Source organism: Chryseobacterium sp. AC405b, assembly GCF_979258685.1.
Genome location: NZ_OZ409877.1, coordinates 680,601 through 696,333, shown reverse-complemented (window position 1 = coordinate 696,333; position 15,733 = coordinate 680,601). Strand labels below are relative to the sequence as shown.

The following is a 15,733-nucleotide window of genomic DNA, read 5'->3' as shown; positions in this document are numbered from 1 at the left end:
TAAAAATTCATATAATAAAAAAGCTTTACTTTTGCAAAAATTTAGAGGATGTCGAAAAATTTAGTAATCGTCGAGTCTCCGGCAAAAGCAAAAACTATTCAGAAATATTTGGGGAAGGATTTCGAAGTCAAATCGAGCTTCGGGCACATCCGTGACCTTCCGAAAAAAGGAATGGGGATTGATCTTGCCACCTTCAGTCCGGATTACGAAGTTTCCGCCGATAAAAAGAAATTGGTAACAGAATTAAAGTCTGCCGTAAAGAAAGCCGAAATGGTTTGGCTCGCTTCCGATGAGGATCGTGAAGGAGAAGCTATCGCATGGCATTTGGCAGATGAATTAAAACTTAAACCCGAAAACAGAAAAAGAATAGTCTTTCACGAGATTACCAAAAATGCCATTCTTAAAGCAATTGAAAATCCCAGAGATATTGATCAGAACTTAGTCAACGCTCAACAGGCTAGAAGAGTTCTCGACAGAATCGTAGGTTTTGAAATGTCTCCGGTACTTTGGAAAAAAGTAAAACCGGGATTGTCTGCCGGTAGAGTACAGTCGGTTGCCGTACGATTGGTAGTTGAAAGAGAAAAAGAGATCCGCCAGTTTACTCCAAAAGCAAGTTTCAAGCTAGACGGAGTTTTCTTAAATAAAGCTGAGCAGGAAATCGCTACAAAACTGAAGAAAGATTTCGAAAAAGAAGAAGATGCAGAAAAATTCTTAGAATTAGCAAAAACTACAGAGTTCAAAGTTCTGAATGTTGAAACAAAACCGGGAACGCGCTCAGCTTCTGCGCCGTTTACGACATCTACACTTCAGCAGGAAGCTTCTTCAAGATTGGGTTACAATGTGACCAATACCATGCGTTTGGCTCAGAGATTATACGAAGAAGGATTCATTACGTATATGAGAACAGATTCTGTAAACCTTTCTCAGGAAGCCATTGACGGAGCGAAAAATCAAATTACCTCAGAATACGGAGCAGAATATTCTGCACCAAGAAAATATACTACCAAATCATCTTCTGCACAGGAAGCTCACGAAGCGATCCGTCCGACTGATTTTTCTGTAAAATCAATCGGTGATGTTCAGTTGAGCAAATTATATCAGCTTATTTACAGAAGAACACTGGCTTCTCAGATGGCAAATGCCAAAATTGAGAAAACAGTTATCGAAATTGGTAATGCAAAACTTCCGCAGCATTTTGAAGCGCAGGGTGAAGTGATCATTTTTGATGGTTTCTTAAAAGCTTACGGAATTGTAAAAACTGAAGATGAAGACGAAGAAAGCAACGAAAAATTATTACCGAAAGTAAAAGTAGGTGAAGTTTTAGACTATAAAAAAATTACCGCTACAGAAAAATTCACAAGACCAAGCGCACGATATACAGAAGCAGGTTTGGTAAAGAAACTGGAGGAACTGGGAATTGGTCGTCCGTCAACGTATGCGCCAACCATTCAGACCATTCAGAATCGTGAATATGTAGACAAAAGAGAACTGGAGCCGCAGACTCGTGAGGTGGTGAAGATCTCTTTAGCCAATGATAAAATTAAAAAAGAAAGTTCTTGAAGATAAATTCGGGGGTGATAAAAATAAATTTATTCCTACCGATATTGGTGAAGTGGTGAACGACTTTTTAACAGACAATTTTGCAGAAATCCTTGATTACGGATTCACGGCAAGAGTGGAAGAAAGTTTTGACGAAATTGCCAACGGTGCTCAGAAATGGAAGGAAATGATGACCGATTTCTACTCAAAATTCCACCCGAGAATTGAAGATGTAGAAGAAAATGCAGACCGTGCGAACGGAGAACGTCTTTTAGGGGTAGATCCGAAATCTGGAAAAAACATTTACGCAAGGATCGGAAGATTCGGAACCTATGATTCAGATTGGGGAGCAGGACGATGAAGAAAAGCCAATTTTCGCATCTTTGATGGCAGGACAGAATATTGCAACCATCGCTTTAGAAGACGCTTTAGAATTGTTCAAATTACCATTTGATTTAAATAATTTTGAAGATCAAACTGTGACCATTGGTGTCGGAAGATTCGGACCTTATGTAAAATGGGGCGAGACATATATCAGTATTCCAAAAGGTGAAGATCCGCTTTCTGTAGATCAAAAACGTGCAGAAGAAATCATTGCTGAAAAGAAATTAGCCGATGCACCGATTGCCTCTTACAAAGGAGAGCCTATTACCAAAGGAACGGGAAGATTTGGACCTTTTATCAAATATCAGAGCATCTTTATCAATGTTCCGAAAAGATATGATTTTGAAAATCTTTCTCAAAGTGATATCAATGAGCTGGTAGAAGCTAAATTGGAAAAAGAAGCCAACAGATATATCCAACAGTGGGAAAAAGAGAAAATCTCTCTTGAAAACGGAAGATGGGGCACCTTTCATCAAATTTGGAAAAGCCATGTTCAAAATTCCAAAGAAAAAAGATGACACCAAATATGAAGCTGACGAGCTGAAAGAAGTTTCTCTCGATGAGGTTAAAAAATGGATCACCGCACAGGATCCTAAAGCTTTTGTAGAGAAAAAGAAACCCGCAGCGAAAAAGCCAGCCGCTAAAAAAGCGACAACGGTGAAGAAAGCTCCGGCTAAGAAGCCTGCTGCTAAGAAATAATTAGTTTTAAACTTAAATTATAAACCCCTTTTGATTTTTAAAAGGGGTTTTGTTTTTGTAAAATCTGCTCAATTATAAATTGACATTCTGCTGGATTTCTTATGCTTTCATAAGCATCCTGCTTTTGTCATTTATTAGAGGTTGTACACCGCTCAAATGATCAAGGACGAGATGTTATTGAGCCTTCAATGTTTTCACATTTTTCATCCATTCAATAGCATCCTTCATAGGCTTTTGATCATTAGAAAATGCTGTATTATGCCCTAAATCCGGGAATAATTGATACTTATAGCGCTTTCCTTTTGACTTTAAGGTGTTGAGATATTCAGTAGATAAATTCACAGGAACTTGAATATCCTTGCCTCCAAAGATCCACAATCCTGGAATTGATAATTTTGACAGAACGTCCATTGGATCTGTGTCAATAAATTCGTATTTGTCGGGGTCGGTCATGGTATGTTTGCGGGCATCTTCTTCTGTGTGAGTATCCCAAAATTTTGAGTTTCCGTTGGTGTAAAACTGAAACCTAAGCTGCTCTTTCACCGTTATCAATGCTCCACTGAATATAGTCATAAATTGGACTTTCTTGTTTTTCTCTGCCGTCAGCGGAATGATCCATCCTGCCTGGCTTCCACCTGTAAGTCCTATTGGGATTTTCTTGTTTGATAAGGATTTGGATAAGACATCCACTGCAGCACTCGCATCCAGAGAGAGAAGGTTAAGATTGGCGGCATCCACATTATTGGTTCCTACTTCCGGTTCGGCATAGATTCCGGCCGATTCTCCGACACCCCGTTTGTCATAAGTGAAAACAGCAATCCCATTTTCAGCAAGCATTGTCGCAAATTCTGTCATCCTTTTTTCCTGTCCCGATCCATGAATGATAACAACCGCCGCAGAAATTTGGTCAGGCTTATAAATGGTTCCAGCAAGCGAGTCGCCTTGGCTCAGGAATTTTATATTCTTTGTAGTGAAGCCTGGCGGAATTGCGAACGCTTGATTAATAGTACTAAAGAGAAATAGTATCAAAAGAAAATTCCTGCAAAATTGTTTTGATCTTAGGATATTTTTAAAAATAGTCAATTGATTCATAGTTTCATTTTCGGTTATTTCGTAGTAAATCTTGTGATTGATTAAGTACATTTTCATTTACGAGAGTATTGCCACAGATTAAGAAATGAGTAATATCAGAATTTTATTTTAATAAAATTAAACTAAAAGAAAACAACGTAAAATTCTATTTTCAAGTTCGCTATAATAAACAATGAACGAATAGTAATTTTCAAACTCATAATTGTTCAGTATTATTAATTCTGAATTCAAGAAATTAATCATTTCGTCATAAGAAACTGAATCATTTTGATTATCAGTGACTGCTAAATCTATAAATAAAGAATGTCCATAAGGCTTGAGAATAATTATATTTTGGATTTCACGACAAAACCTTTTAAATAGTTCATTGCCATTTCCTAAATTTTGACTTTTGCTTAAATATTTATTAGGGTATACTCTGAATAATTCTCCTACAGATTCTTTTAGACTTGTAATAATACTAAATAATAAATTATGCTTTTTTTCTAAATCATCATTGGAAATTTCTAAATTCAAAAAATAATTTTTTAAGTTTTGGTATTCATCATTCATTGATTGAATCTGATCATTATTAAAATTATTTGAAGTATTTAAATTAAATTTTAACCTTAATAATTCATTGAATTTTGCTTCTATTTCTTTCATATAATCTGGTTTTAAATTTATATTAGTTTGCATCAAAATAAGAAAGATTCCGAAGCTTTATTTCATATCATTATTCAACCAAATATAATCATTTTCCTATCACCCAAACATTCTCGTCAATCATTCTTTTCCTATTAGAATCTAATCATACAATTAAATCGTATGTTGTTTTAAATCATAACTATGTTTCGTCTCATTCTCATTCTCATCCTTTTTATTCTTTCTCTTGTTAATTTTTTTCCTGTCCCAAGTCAAAGCACATGGTATGTTGGTATTGCAGTACCTGAATTTCCTTGGGTTTTCATGTTGATTTCTCTGTCTTTATTAATCTGGAGCTTGTATTCTAAAAAACTGAGAACAGTATCAATTATTATCAGTATAATAACTTTTGTGATACTCACATCACCCATCATACGAGCATACAATATTGGAAGTCATTTGGCTGCAGACCTTGAAAATTCATTCGGAGTGAAAGATTATGATATGAAGGGATTTCATCAGGAAAAACCGTATAGTTTTCTCCAAATGTTTACAGGAAATGGCGCAAAAGATATTCCATTCAAAACATATCATTTTGCGAAACCTGCCGGTGTTGATCTTACTTTAAATTTTACCCCTTCTGCAATTCCCGGTGTTCGTCCGTGTCTCATCGTTGTTCATGGCGGTTCCTGGAAACGCGGTGATAATAGTGAAATTGCCGCCGCCAACAATTATTTTGCCAATGCAGGATATCAGGTAGCAACTATCAATTATAGATTGGCCCCTAAATTTCCAAGTCCGGCTCAACAGGAAGATTTGCATTCTGCATTTAAATGGATTCGCCAACATGCTAAAGAATTGAAAATAGATACTACGAATATTGTCCTTATGGGAAGATCAGCAGGTGCATCAATTGTTTTGACGATGGCATATACCGGAAACGAAAGCGGTGTAAAAGGCGTTGCGGCTTTTTATGGAGCGATCAACATGCCGTGGAGTTATAAAAATCCCGACAATCCTTTAATCATGGATTCAAGAGAAGTGCAACGGGATTTTTTAGGCGGCACACCGGAAGAAGTTCCGGAAAGATATTACGCAGAATCACCGTTATTTCATATCAATTCTAAGACAACCCCTACATTGCTTGCTCATGGGTGCCTTGATGCCCATGTTTGGCATATTCAAAGTGGAATGATGAAAAAAGAACTGGATAAGCACCATGTAAAAAATTATCTGCTGACGATACCGTGGGGAACTCATGGTTTCGAATATAATCTAAATGGTCACTGCGGGACAATTATCAATGTATTCAGTAGAACGATTTTTCTATTCTGTGACACAGATGAAAAAGTAATGCAAGAGTTTACATTTTGAGTTCGATAAAACTTAATCTGTTTATCAATAATCATTTATATTTGAAAAACTTTGTTTTCTTCGTTAAGTGAAATCGAAGATTCGACTTAGTCAAACGCCTTTGCGAACTTAAGAACAGTTAGTAGTTAAAGAATATTTGTGAACTTTGCGTTAAAATAAGCATTAGGAAAGCAATATATAATAAAAAACAAACCCTAAAGCGCAGGATACTCAATCTATAGGTAACGACTAATTTAGCTATAAATGAGAATCAATGAGCAAGTCAGATAACATCACCCGCAAAGAATTTCTACAAACTTCAGCTTTGGGAATCGCAGCGGTATTCTTCGGTTCATCATTTACTCGTGCTTTTGATTTTTCAGACAGACCTTATTTTAATTTAAAACCGATAGGAAGATCTTTAGAACTGGAGGGTTATTATATTTGGTGCTCGTCTCCGATTTGGGGGGAAGACGGAAAAGTGCATCTCTTTTATTCCCGATGGAAAAAAGAAAAAGGAATGGGAGGTTGGCTCAACGGTTCTGAAATCTGTCGGGCAGAAGCCAATTCGCCGTTTGAAGAATTTCAACACAAACAGGTTATTCTTGCGCCAAGAGGTGGCGAATTTTGGGATGCAACAACCTGTCATAATCCTTTGATCAAAAAAGTGGAAGATCAATATTATTTATTCTTCATGGGAAATTCCAACGGAAAAACCAATACCAAAAGAATAGGATTGGCAACTTCAAAAAGTTTAAATGGAGATTGGATAAGACCTGAAAAACCTTTACTTCTTCCCGGAGAAAAAGGTGCGTGGGACGATCATTGTACCACAAATCCTGCTTTTGTGAAAGGAAACGACGGAAAATACTGGCTGTTTTACAAATCCTGGAACACCGAAGAATACGAAACGCAAAAAGGCGCAGTGCGAGGTAACCGGAAATACGGATTGGCAAAAGCAGATTCTCCGATGGAACCTTATAAAAAGGTTTCTGAAAATCCTGTGATTGATTTTTCATCGTTGCCCAATAATGCTCAGTTAGAAGACGCTTTTATCTGGAAAAAAGGAGGAAAATTTCACATGATTGCCCGTGACATGGGATTTTATAATCATGAATACGGTTTGCATTTAACGACAAAAGACGGCATCAAGTGGACAAAACCAGAAATTGCCTATCTCAATATGCAGCATTATATTAAGGAACCAAATCCTCCGAAACATTTAAAAAGATTTGGAAGACTGGAGCGTCCGATGATTCTGATGAGTAAGGATGGAAAAAGACCTCAGTTTTTATTCGGAGCAACGCAGGGAGGGAAGTTTGAAACTTCTACGGCTTTTGTTTTTGAGATTTTAAAGGATAAATATTAATAATTATAATACTGTAGAACTTTGTTAATATTCAAAACTTTGACAAAGTTGATGACAATCTTATTCTAAACTCTGCATACTCATTTAATTTTAATATTTTTGAACATTATAAGTAAGATTACATGAATTTTGAAGATTTTATCATTTCCCCAAGAAATTTCAGGACAGAAAACTGGCAGATTGGCCATCAGATCACCAAGGAAATAAAAGAAGATAGTATTGTTTTGCTTTTCGTTTCAGATTACAGAGGTGCAAACGGGGATGCAGAAGTACAGGATTTTACAGCAATCAGGAAAGAATTTTATAAACTTTCAAAGCTTGATTTTGAAATTCCGGTGGTTGATCTGGGAGATTTGGTATCAGGGAAATCGATACAGGATTCTCATTATATTTTGCAGGAAGTTTTGTCAGAATGTCATTCTAAGAGGGCTATTCCGGTGATTATTGGAGGCTCGAATGATTTTGCGTTTTCTCTGTTTTCCGGATTAAATTTTCATCAGAAAAATATCAATTACACCCAAATTAGCAACGTTATTTCGCTGAAAAATGAAGAAGAAATAAACGAACATACTTTTTTAAGCAAAATTTTAGGTTCAAAAAATTTCTCTATCAAAAATTATCATCATTTAGGGTATCAGAAACACCTGAATGAAGCAGATTCTGTGAAACTGATTAAAGAGGTAGAGTTTGACATCATTCGTTTAGCAGAAATGATGAACTCTACCGAAAAAACAGAACCCTTTTTCAGAAAAGCAGATTTGGTCACAGTAAACTGCGATGCGATTGAAAGTTTCAGTGATGCTTTTTCGGTCAATCCTCAAGTGAATGGTTTAAACAGAAGAGAAATCTGTGCCTATATGAAAGAAATCGGTTTGAGTGAAAATCTTAAATCTGTCGGGATTTTTAATTATAATATTTATTCTGAAAATCTGCTGAACCATCAGCTTCTGGCTCAAATGATATGGTATCTGATTGAAGGAATCAACATCCAGCAATCGCACCCGAAAGAAAGGCAATACGAAATGTTTTATGTTTTGATCGAAGACCGACAATATGCTTTTAAGCGTGACACATTCAGCAATCTTTGGTATTTTGGAGATGATGAAAATATTGAAAATTGTATTCCGTGTTCGAGAAAAGATTTTGATGAAGCTAAAAAAGGCTGGCTGAGTGCAAGATTTACAAAAAGCTAAACATGATGAAAAATGTTCCCTCAAAAATTTCTATCATCGTTCCGGTTTATAATGTTGAAAATTATTTAGCCAAATGTCTCGACTCTTTGGTGAATCAAACCTATCAGAATATTGAAATTTTGGTGGTAAATGACGGAAGCAGAGATGATTCAGAAAGAATTGTTCAGGATTATGCTCAAAAATTTCCGGATAAGATCAAAGCTTTTACAAAAGAAAACGGTGGTTTAAGCGATGCCAGAAATTTTGGAATCGATCAGGCGACCGGAGATTATTTAGGATTTGTCGACAGCGATGATTTTGTAAAAGAAATGATGTTTGAGGAAATGCTGAATCTGGCGGAAAAGCATGAGGCGGAAATGGTAATCTGCAACATCCAAAAAGTTGATGAATCTGGAAAAGTAAAGCAAAAACTGACACAAATTCCCAATATGCAGGAGAAAATAGACCTGGAAAGCAATTTTTCGGTTTTTTCGGATATCAGTTATTTTGCATGTAATAAATTATTTAAAAGAGAACTTTTTGCTCAGAAAAGATTTAAAAAAGGTGTACATTTTGAAGACATTCAGCTCATACCGCAACTTTTATTGGATTGTAAAACTCTTGCCCAAACTCAAAATTTTCATTATCAGTATTTAGAACGTACAGATTCTATCTCAAAAACTCATACCGAAAAGGGTCTTGATATCCTGAAAGCCGTAGAAGATGTTGAGGTTTATTTTAAAAGCTCTCAATATTCTTCGAAGTTGAAAGAACTGAAAAACTTTCAGATTTTGGAGGGTGTTTACACATTTTTAGCATATTTGGCATTCGTTAAAAATGATGATATTTTCTACAAAATGTCACAGGATCTCAAGGTTTTTTTACAAGAAAAAAATATTAATTTTAAAGATATATTGATTTACAGTCGTTTTGATAAGAATTATATTTTATCTTTGCCCCTGAAAAAAACAATATTTTATCTTCTTTTTTTTGCCGGACAGCAAAAACTGATAAGAAAAATAATTTAAACACAAATGAAGAGGTTTGTCTTGAGGATAGTTATCTAAGGGCAAATAAATCATTAAGATCTTTTGGCCAACTAAGCCCATAAAGACTTAAATAGGAAAAAAAATGAAGAATTTTGAATTGTTCTTATATAACTCCGGAATTTCTATTTTTTATGTGAAAATAGGTCTTGGTTTTTTGTTTTCTTTTTTAATCACATTTTTTTCGATACCCACAATCATCAAAATTTCCAGAAGAAAAAATTTGATGGATGAGCCTAGCGTGAGAAGTTCGCACCTGCGAAAAATTCCTAATTTGGGTGGGATTGCTATTTTTTACTCCATAGGTATCTGTAGTTCGGTGTTTGCTTACGAACTTTTTGATCTGTATAAATTTCTCTTTGCTTCGTTGATTGTTTTGCTATATGTAGGGGTGATGGATGACATTGTAGTGATGAGAGCATATAAAAAACTTGTAGCTCAGGTTGTAGTTTCATCATTTATTGTGATAGGTTCAGACATCAGGATCAGAAATTTGTTTGGCATCTGCGGAATTTTTGAAATCAATTATTACATTAGCGTCATATTCACCATCATCACTTTTATCATACTGATTAATGCATTTAACCTTATAGACGGCATAGATGGTTTGGCGGGTGGATATTCTTTGATATGCAGCGCACTTTTCGGAATCAGTTATTATCGTTTAGGAGAATATAATTACCCCCTGGTAATTCTTTCGGCAGTAACTATAGGCTCTGTTTTAGCTTTTTTATATTATAATTTGTCTAATTACAGAGTAACGAAAATATTTATGGGAGATACCGGTTCTATGTTGCTGGGTTTTCTGCTTGCTTTTACATGCATCTGTTTCATTGATATTTTCATTGATAGAAAGCTTCCTAATATTCCTCGCTATCATTTAAAATCTGCCCCTGTAATTGCTGTCGCTATTTTGATTTTACCGATTGTTGATACACTCAATGTTATTATTGTCAGGCTTTGGAACAAAAAATCCCCTTTTGAAGCAGATAAAAACCATATACATCATAAACTTTTAAAGCTGAATTTAACGCACAGAAGATCAAGTTTTTATATTATTACATATTATCTTTTTATTGTTTTAATCGCGTATTTGCTAAGGCATTATAATGTCAATTTTTTATTGGTAATTGTTTTAATATTGGGTTTCATTGGAGCCTATTTGCCAGACATTTTTTACAGGATGAGAAATAATAATAACATAAAAAATAATAGTTAAATTTATATTTTTACAAAATACATTCAATAACGATGAAAATCTACAAGTATCTCCCATTTTTCATTTTACCTATTCTTTTGACGTCTTGCATCACTACGAAGGATGTAAAATATATGCAGCCCAGCGAAAGTCTTGTCATTAATGAAGAGGGACTTATCCCTTATAATATTCCGGTATACAGGATTACAAAAAATGATATGTTAACATTAGATATTGTGACTACACCGAAGGGTGATGCAGCACAGTTCTATTCCTCTCTTAATGCTTCAGGATCTGTTGGAACTGCTAATGTAGGGGTAACAGGCGGAAGCGGAACAGGCGGAAATGCATTGGTCTATTTTAAAGGTTTAAAAGTAGATTCTAAAGGAGATGTCAATATTTTTGGAATCGGATACATAAAAGCAGAAGGAAGAACCATTGAAGACATAAGCCAGGAAATACAGGAAAAAGTAAATGAAAACTTTCAGGAGGGAAAATCTGAAGTAAGACTCAATATTGATGGTATTACTTACTATATTCTCGGTGATATCGAAACAACAGGTCTTACTGGTGAGAAAAAAGCTCATAAAAATACACTTACACTCACTGAAGCAATTTCTATTAATGGTGGATTAAATAGAACAATAGACCGTAAGAATATTGTAATTCACAGAAAATTACCAGAAGGAATAAAGGTAGCTAAGATAGATCTTACAAGAGAAGATGTAATGAATTCTCCGTATTACTATGTGCAAAATGGTGACGAGATTCTTCTTACAACACAAAGGCGAAGCTTGAATGGTTTTGGGAAAGATCCTGTACAAACCATTATAAGTGGAGTTTCTGTAATTACGACAGCATTATCAATTTATCTGCTTCTTAAAAACCTATAATTATGATTCCAGAAAAAGATGGCAAAATAGATAAAAATGCGTCGCAGAAAGAAAAATTAGGTTCTTTTGGCCTATTCGATGTAGAACATTTTTTAAGAAAAATAGTAAAAAACTGGTATTGGTTTGTATTTGTATTTTTAATCGGTTATGGTGTTTCCTGGTTCTACGGAAGATATTATGCTCAAAACATTTATTCATCCAATCTTTCACTCAGTATATCAAATAGTACAGCGAGCTATTTTACTCCAAGCCAATCCATCAATTTCATTTGGGGGCAGGGTGGCAATCAAGACGGTGTATATTTAAAGAAAATGTTGTTATCAAGATCTCATAACGAGTTTTTGGTAAAAGGATTGAATCTTTTTATAAATTATCAGACCAAAGGCGTTTTTAAAGCAACATATTTAGATAAAGATGATTCTCCGGTTTATTTAGAAATAGACAGAAAACATCTGCAACAGGTCAATTATCCAATCACCTTCATACCAAAAGGGGATAATTCTTATGAAGTAATATTGCCGGAAGACGGAGAGTCTACCAATTTGTATTCTTATGAGATAGAGGGTTTTCAAAATATCAACAGTTTCGCCAGACCTGCCAACAAAACGATAAAGGTAAATGAATGGTATACATCTCCTAATTTGAGGTTTAGATTACGACCTAATCCGGTTGGTAAAAAACTTAATTTAGACAATATCATTGTTAATCTTACAACTGTAAATGATGCTGTAAACGGAATTGTTAGCACTGTAGGGGTAGACTTTGATAAGGAAATCAATACCATTATGATTATTAGTAAGACAGGTTATAATCTTAATGGTACAGTAAATTTTTTAAATAAATCTGTAGCAGAATTACAGAAAAAAAGATTTAATGATAAAATTAGAGTTGACCAGAATACAGAACTTTATCTTAAAAAAAGTTTATCCAGTATCAGAAAAAAATTAGATTCCAGTGGTACGGTTCTTAATTATCTCAAAACCTCTGAAAAACTTTATGATATCAATAATAGGGACGAAAAGTCTTTACAGCTTATTAAAGATTTAGAAGCTAAGAAAGCGGATATTCTAAGTAAAATGTCATCTTTAAGCAATATTAGAAATTCCGTAGAAACTCAGAATTTTGATAGGATGATCAGTCCTTCTGCAGCAGGATTTGACGACGGATTATTTTCAGCATCTGTATCAGAATTAAAGGCTTTATATCTTAAGAAAAGAGAACTTTCAACAATTTATACTCCAAATTCTGAACCGATAAAGGAAGTCAACAGATTGATCAGTGAGGCAAAACAAAATTCTTCCGGATCTTTGAGAAATGTTTATAATGTTTACACCGAGCAGCTTAGTAAAATAGATCAGCAGGTGAATAATGCCAACTTAGATTTATTAACCTATCCGGAAAAGCAGAGAAAATATTTGGATGCAGAGAGAGGGCATAATATGATTGAGGCAACGTACAACAGTTTACTCAGCAGACAGAACGAAAGCCAAATGAAACTTGCTACCAATCAATCGGATATGACGGTTATTGATCCTGCCAAAAATCTCGGTCAGAGACCAATAGCACCCAATGTAAAAGGAACTAAAATGGCAATCATAGGTGGTTTTCTTGCTTTACCATTCCTGATTATTTTGATAGGAGGTCTTTTAGACAGTAAAATACGAAACATTAAAGAACTTGTGAGTGCCACCAAAATTCCATTATTAGGAGTAATAGGCAATAATAGCAATGATAATATGCTTACGGTTTTAGATCATCCTAAATCTTCAGTTTCAGAAGCTTTCCGTGGTATAAGAGCCAATATGAGGTTTTTGGCAAGTGAAGACGGCAAAAGTAAAGTGATTTTGGTTACATCTTCTGTTGGAGGTGAAGGTAAAACCTATATTTCAATCAATTTAGCGTCAGTTTTGGGATTAAGTGACAAGAAGACAATTTTGTTGGGTATGGATCTCAGAAAGCCAAAAATCTTTGGTGATTTTGATATTGACAACAAAAATGGTATCTCAAATTATCTTACAGGAGAAGTTACTGTTGACGAGATTATCAATAAAACCAGGATTCCAAATCTTGATGTAGCCACTTCTGGTCATATCCCGCCAAATCCTTCTGAGCTTTTGATGAGTGAGAGAAACGTCAAGCTTATTGATGAGCTGAAAATGAGATATGACTTTATTATAATAGATTCTCCCCCGGTAGGTTTGGTAGCAGATTCTTATGATCTGATGAAGTATTCTGACGCCAATTTATATGTAGTTCGTCACGAATATACAGAAAAGTATATGCTGAAAATGATTACAGAGAAATACCATAATGATGAAATTAAGCATTTAGGTTTTATTTACAATGATTATATAGTAAAACAGGGATACGGTTACGGTTACGGTTATGGCTATGGTTATGGTTACGGTTATGGATATTTTGATGAAGACAAGAATTACAAAGAGCCTGTACTTATTAGGATCCGCAATTTTTTACAGTCATATAAGAATAGAAAATAAATAAGATTTTTAGCCCTCATATCATGAGGGTTATCGTTCTCAAAGAAATTGAATCTGATAAAAAAAGAATAATTTTGCCACTTTGTCGTTTACTTTATAACAAATTATGTTTTTTTGTTTATTTTTAACGAAACATTAAGGTTATCATTAATATAAAAATGTTTTATATTTGCAAAAATTAATTTTTAAAATAACCATAAATCCATATTCTTCTATGAATAAAAAATTATTGTTTAGCTTCCTTACCCTCTTAGGTACAATGGTAAGTATGAAGGCACAAAGAAATGAATTGGGAATTCGTCTTGGGATGAGTAATTTAGTAGGTGATATAGGAAAAACCAATTACATTTTACAGCAGCCATTGGATTTGGATAGAGCTTCAGAATGGGGATTTCCTTTTTATGGTGGTTTGTTATATAGATTTAATTTTAATCCTCATCAGACTGTAAGATTAGATTTAGGTTACAATCAGGTGCAGTTTAGTGATAAAGCTGCTAAAGAGGAATATAGAAGAAACAGAAATTCATTCGGAAAAAATAATGTATATGAGGCAAGTATTGTGTTCGAATATAATTTCTTCCCTGTGAATAATGAGCAACTCAGCATGGCGAGTCCATATATTTTTGCAGGTTTCGGTGGGCTTATGTTTGATGCGCCAAAAGCAACATTAAATCATGATTTCAGAAGAAATGCTGACGGAGTGGCACAGGCACCAATTGATGAGCTGGATTTTGTAACTACTACAGAATATACAATGGGAAGAAAAACCGTTGCACAAATTCCATTTGGAGTAGGTGTGAAATATAAATTCAATCATGGTTGGGCGATTTTTGCAGAAGCTACATTCAGATATACGCTTACGGATCAGTTAGACCACAGCAAAATACTTAGTAAAGATTTGATATCAAACTATAATGCAGATATTTTAAGCCCTGCAACAGGAGGATCACTTTTGCAGACAGGAGACTATTTTATCGTTTCAAAAGAAAGAGAGACTGCTTTCTTAGGTGCTAGAAATGTAGGAGATACAGAATCAAGAGATTGGATGAATACCTTTAGTTTAGGATTGACCTATTCTTTCGGAAGACCACCATGTTATTGTGATTAATTAATTATGTCGTTGATTAAAGAAAAAATAGATACCGAGAGTTTACCGCAACACGTAGCCATTATTATGGATGGTAATGGAAGATGGGCTAAATCTCGTGGTGAAGAAAGAACATTTGGTCATAAAAATGCCATCAATGCTGTAAGAAATGCTATTAACGCTTGTAATGAGATTAATATCCCTTATCTCACACTCTATACATTTTCCTCAGAAAACTGGAAGCGTCCTACTGATGAGGTAAATACCCTAATGTCTTTGCTTACCGAAACATTGCTTCTGGAAGCAGAAGAGATTTTCAGCAAAGGACTAAGAATGCATGTGATTGGGAATTTAGAAAAACTGCCACCCATGGTAAAAGAACAGCTTTTAAAGGTGGTAGATTTAACCAAAGAAAACACAAAAGGAAACTTGGTTTTGGCGATTAGTTACGGTTCGCAAAACGAAATCCTGAACGCTGTAAAAAATATCAGTTCCGACGTAAAAGAAGGAAAAGTTGATATTGAAAATATTGATGAAAAATTATTTGAAAATTATCTTTATACAAAAGATTTTCCACCTGTGGATTTGTTGATCAGAACCAGTGGCGAAATAAGAGTCAGCAATTTTCTGCTTTGGCAGATAGCATACGCAGAATTGCAGTTTCTCAATATTTTGTGGCCAGATTTCACCAAAGATATTTTCTTCCAGTGTATTGTAGATTATCAGAACAAGGAAAGAAGATATGGCCTTACAGGCGAACAAATTCAAATCCAGTAAAT

The 15,733-nt window shown here is 34.7% G+C and carries 11 protein-coding genes and 1 pseudogene; 10 read left to right on the top strand and 2 right to left on the bottom strand.

Features of this window, described 5'->3' with window-relative positions; all coding sequences use genetic code 11:
- Positions 1-48: 48 nt before the first annotated feature.
- Positions 49-2,622, top strand: a pseudogene (topA, locus tag ACZZZA_RS03340) (type I DNA topoisomerase).
- A gap of 174 nt (positions 2,623-2,796) precedes the next feature.
- Here the strand turns inward: topA and ACZZZA_RS03335 are convergent.
- The gene (locus ACZZZA_RS03335; protein ID WP_463429792.1) at positions 2,797-3,714 is read right to left on the bottom strand and encodes an alpha/beta hydrolase family protein; all 918 of its coding nucleotides are present in this window, start codon (positions 3,712-3,714) and stop codon (positions 2,797-2,799) included.
- 117 nt (positions 3,715-3,831) lie between these two features.
- On the bottom strand, positions 3,832-4,359 hold the full coding sequence (locus ACZZZA_RS03330) for a hypothetical protein (protein ID WP_463429791.1): 528 nt from the start codon (positions 4,357-4,359) through the stop codon (positions 3,832-3,834).
- Positions 4,360-4,542: 183 nt separating this feature from the next.
- Between ACZZZA_RS03330 and ACZZZA_RS03325 the strand changes: the two genes are divergently transcribed.
- From ACZZZA_RS03325 to uppS, 9 genes are all read left to right on the top strand, one after another.
- A complete protein-coding gene (locus ACZZZA_RS03325) occupies positions 4,543-5,712 on the top strand; it encodes an alpha/beta hydrolase fold domain-containing protein (protein WP_463429790.1) in 1,170 nt (389 codons plus the stop codon).
- Positions 5,713-5,965: 253 nt separating this feature from the next.
- Positions 5,966-7,060: a glycoside hydrolase family protein gene (locus ACZZZA_RS03320; protein WP_463429789.1), complete on the top strand. Its 1,095-nt coding sequence runs from the start codon at positions 5,966-5,968 to the stop codon at positions 7,058-7,060.
- Positions 7,061-7,182: 122 nt separating this feature from the next.
- Complete coding sequence (locus ACZZZA_RS03315; RefSeq protein ID WP_463429788.1) at positions 7,183-8,253, top strand: formimidoylglutamase; 1,071 nt, start codon at positions 7,183-7,185, stop codon at positions 8,251-8,253.
- Positions 8,254-8,258: 5 nt separating this feature from the next.
- A complete protein-coding gene (locus ACZZZA_RS03310; RefSeq protein WP_463433728.1) occupies positions 8,259-9,260 on the top strand; it encodes a glycosyltransferase family 2 protein in 1,002 nt (333 codons plus the stop codon).
- A 103-nt stretch (positions 9,261-9,363) separates the two neighbouring features.
- Complete coding sequence (locus ACZZZA_RS03305; RefSeq protein ID WP_463429787.1) at positions 9,364-10,497, top strand: glycosyltransferase family 4 protein; 1,134 nt, start codon at positions 9,364-9,366, stop codon at positions 10,495-10,497.
- Positions 10,498-10,529: 32 nt separating this feature from the next.
- The gene (locus tag ACZZZA_RS03300) at positions 10,530-11,369 is read left to right on the top strand and encodes a polysaccharide biosynthesis/export family protein (RefSeq protein WP_463429786.1); all 840 of its coding nucleotides are present in this window, start codon (positions 10,530-10,532) and stop codon (positions 11,367-11,369) included.
- A gap of 2 nt (positions 11,370-11,371) precedes the next feature.
- Positions 11,372-13,867, top strand: a complete 2,496-nt coding sequence (locus ACZZZA_RS03295) for an exopolysaccharide transport family protein (protein ID WP_463429785.1) — start codon at positions 11,372-11,374, stop codon at positions 13,865-13,867.
- A 214-nt stretch (positions 13,868-14,081) separates the two neighbouring features.
- Positions 14,082-14,975, top strand: coding sequence for a type IX secretion system protein PorG (gene porG, locus ACZZZA_RS03290; RefSeq protein ID WP_463429784.1), 894 nt, complete (start codon positions 14,082-14,084; stop codon positions 14,973-14,975).
- A gap of 6 nt (positions 14,976-14,981) precedes the next feature.
- Positions 14,982-15,731, top strand: a complete 750-nt coding sequence (uppS, locus tag ACZZZA_RS03285; protein ID WP_463429783.1) for a polyprenyl diphosphate synthase — start codon at positions 14,982-14,984, stop codon at positions 15,729-15,731.
- Positions 15,732-15,733 lie beyond the last annotated feature (2 nt).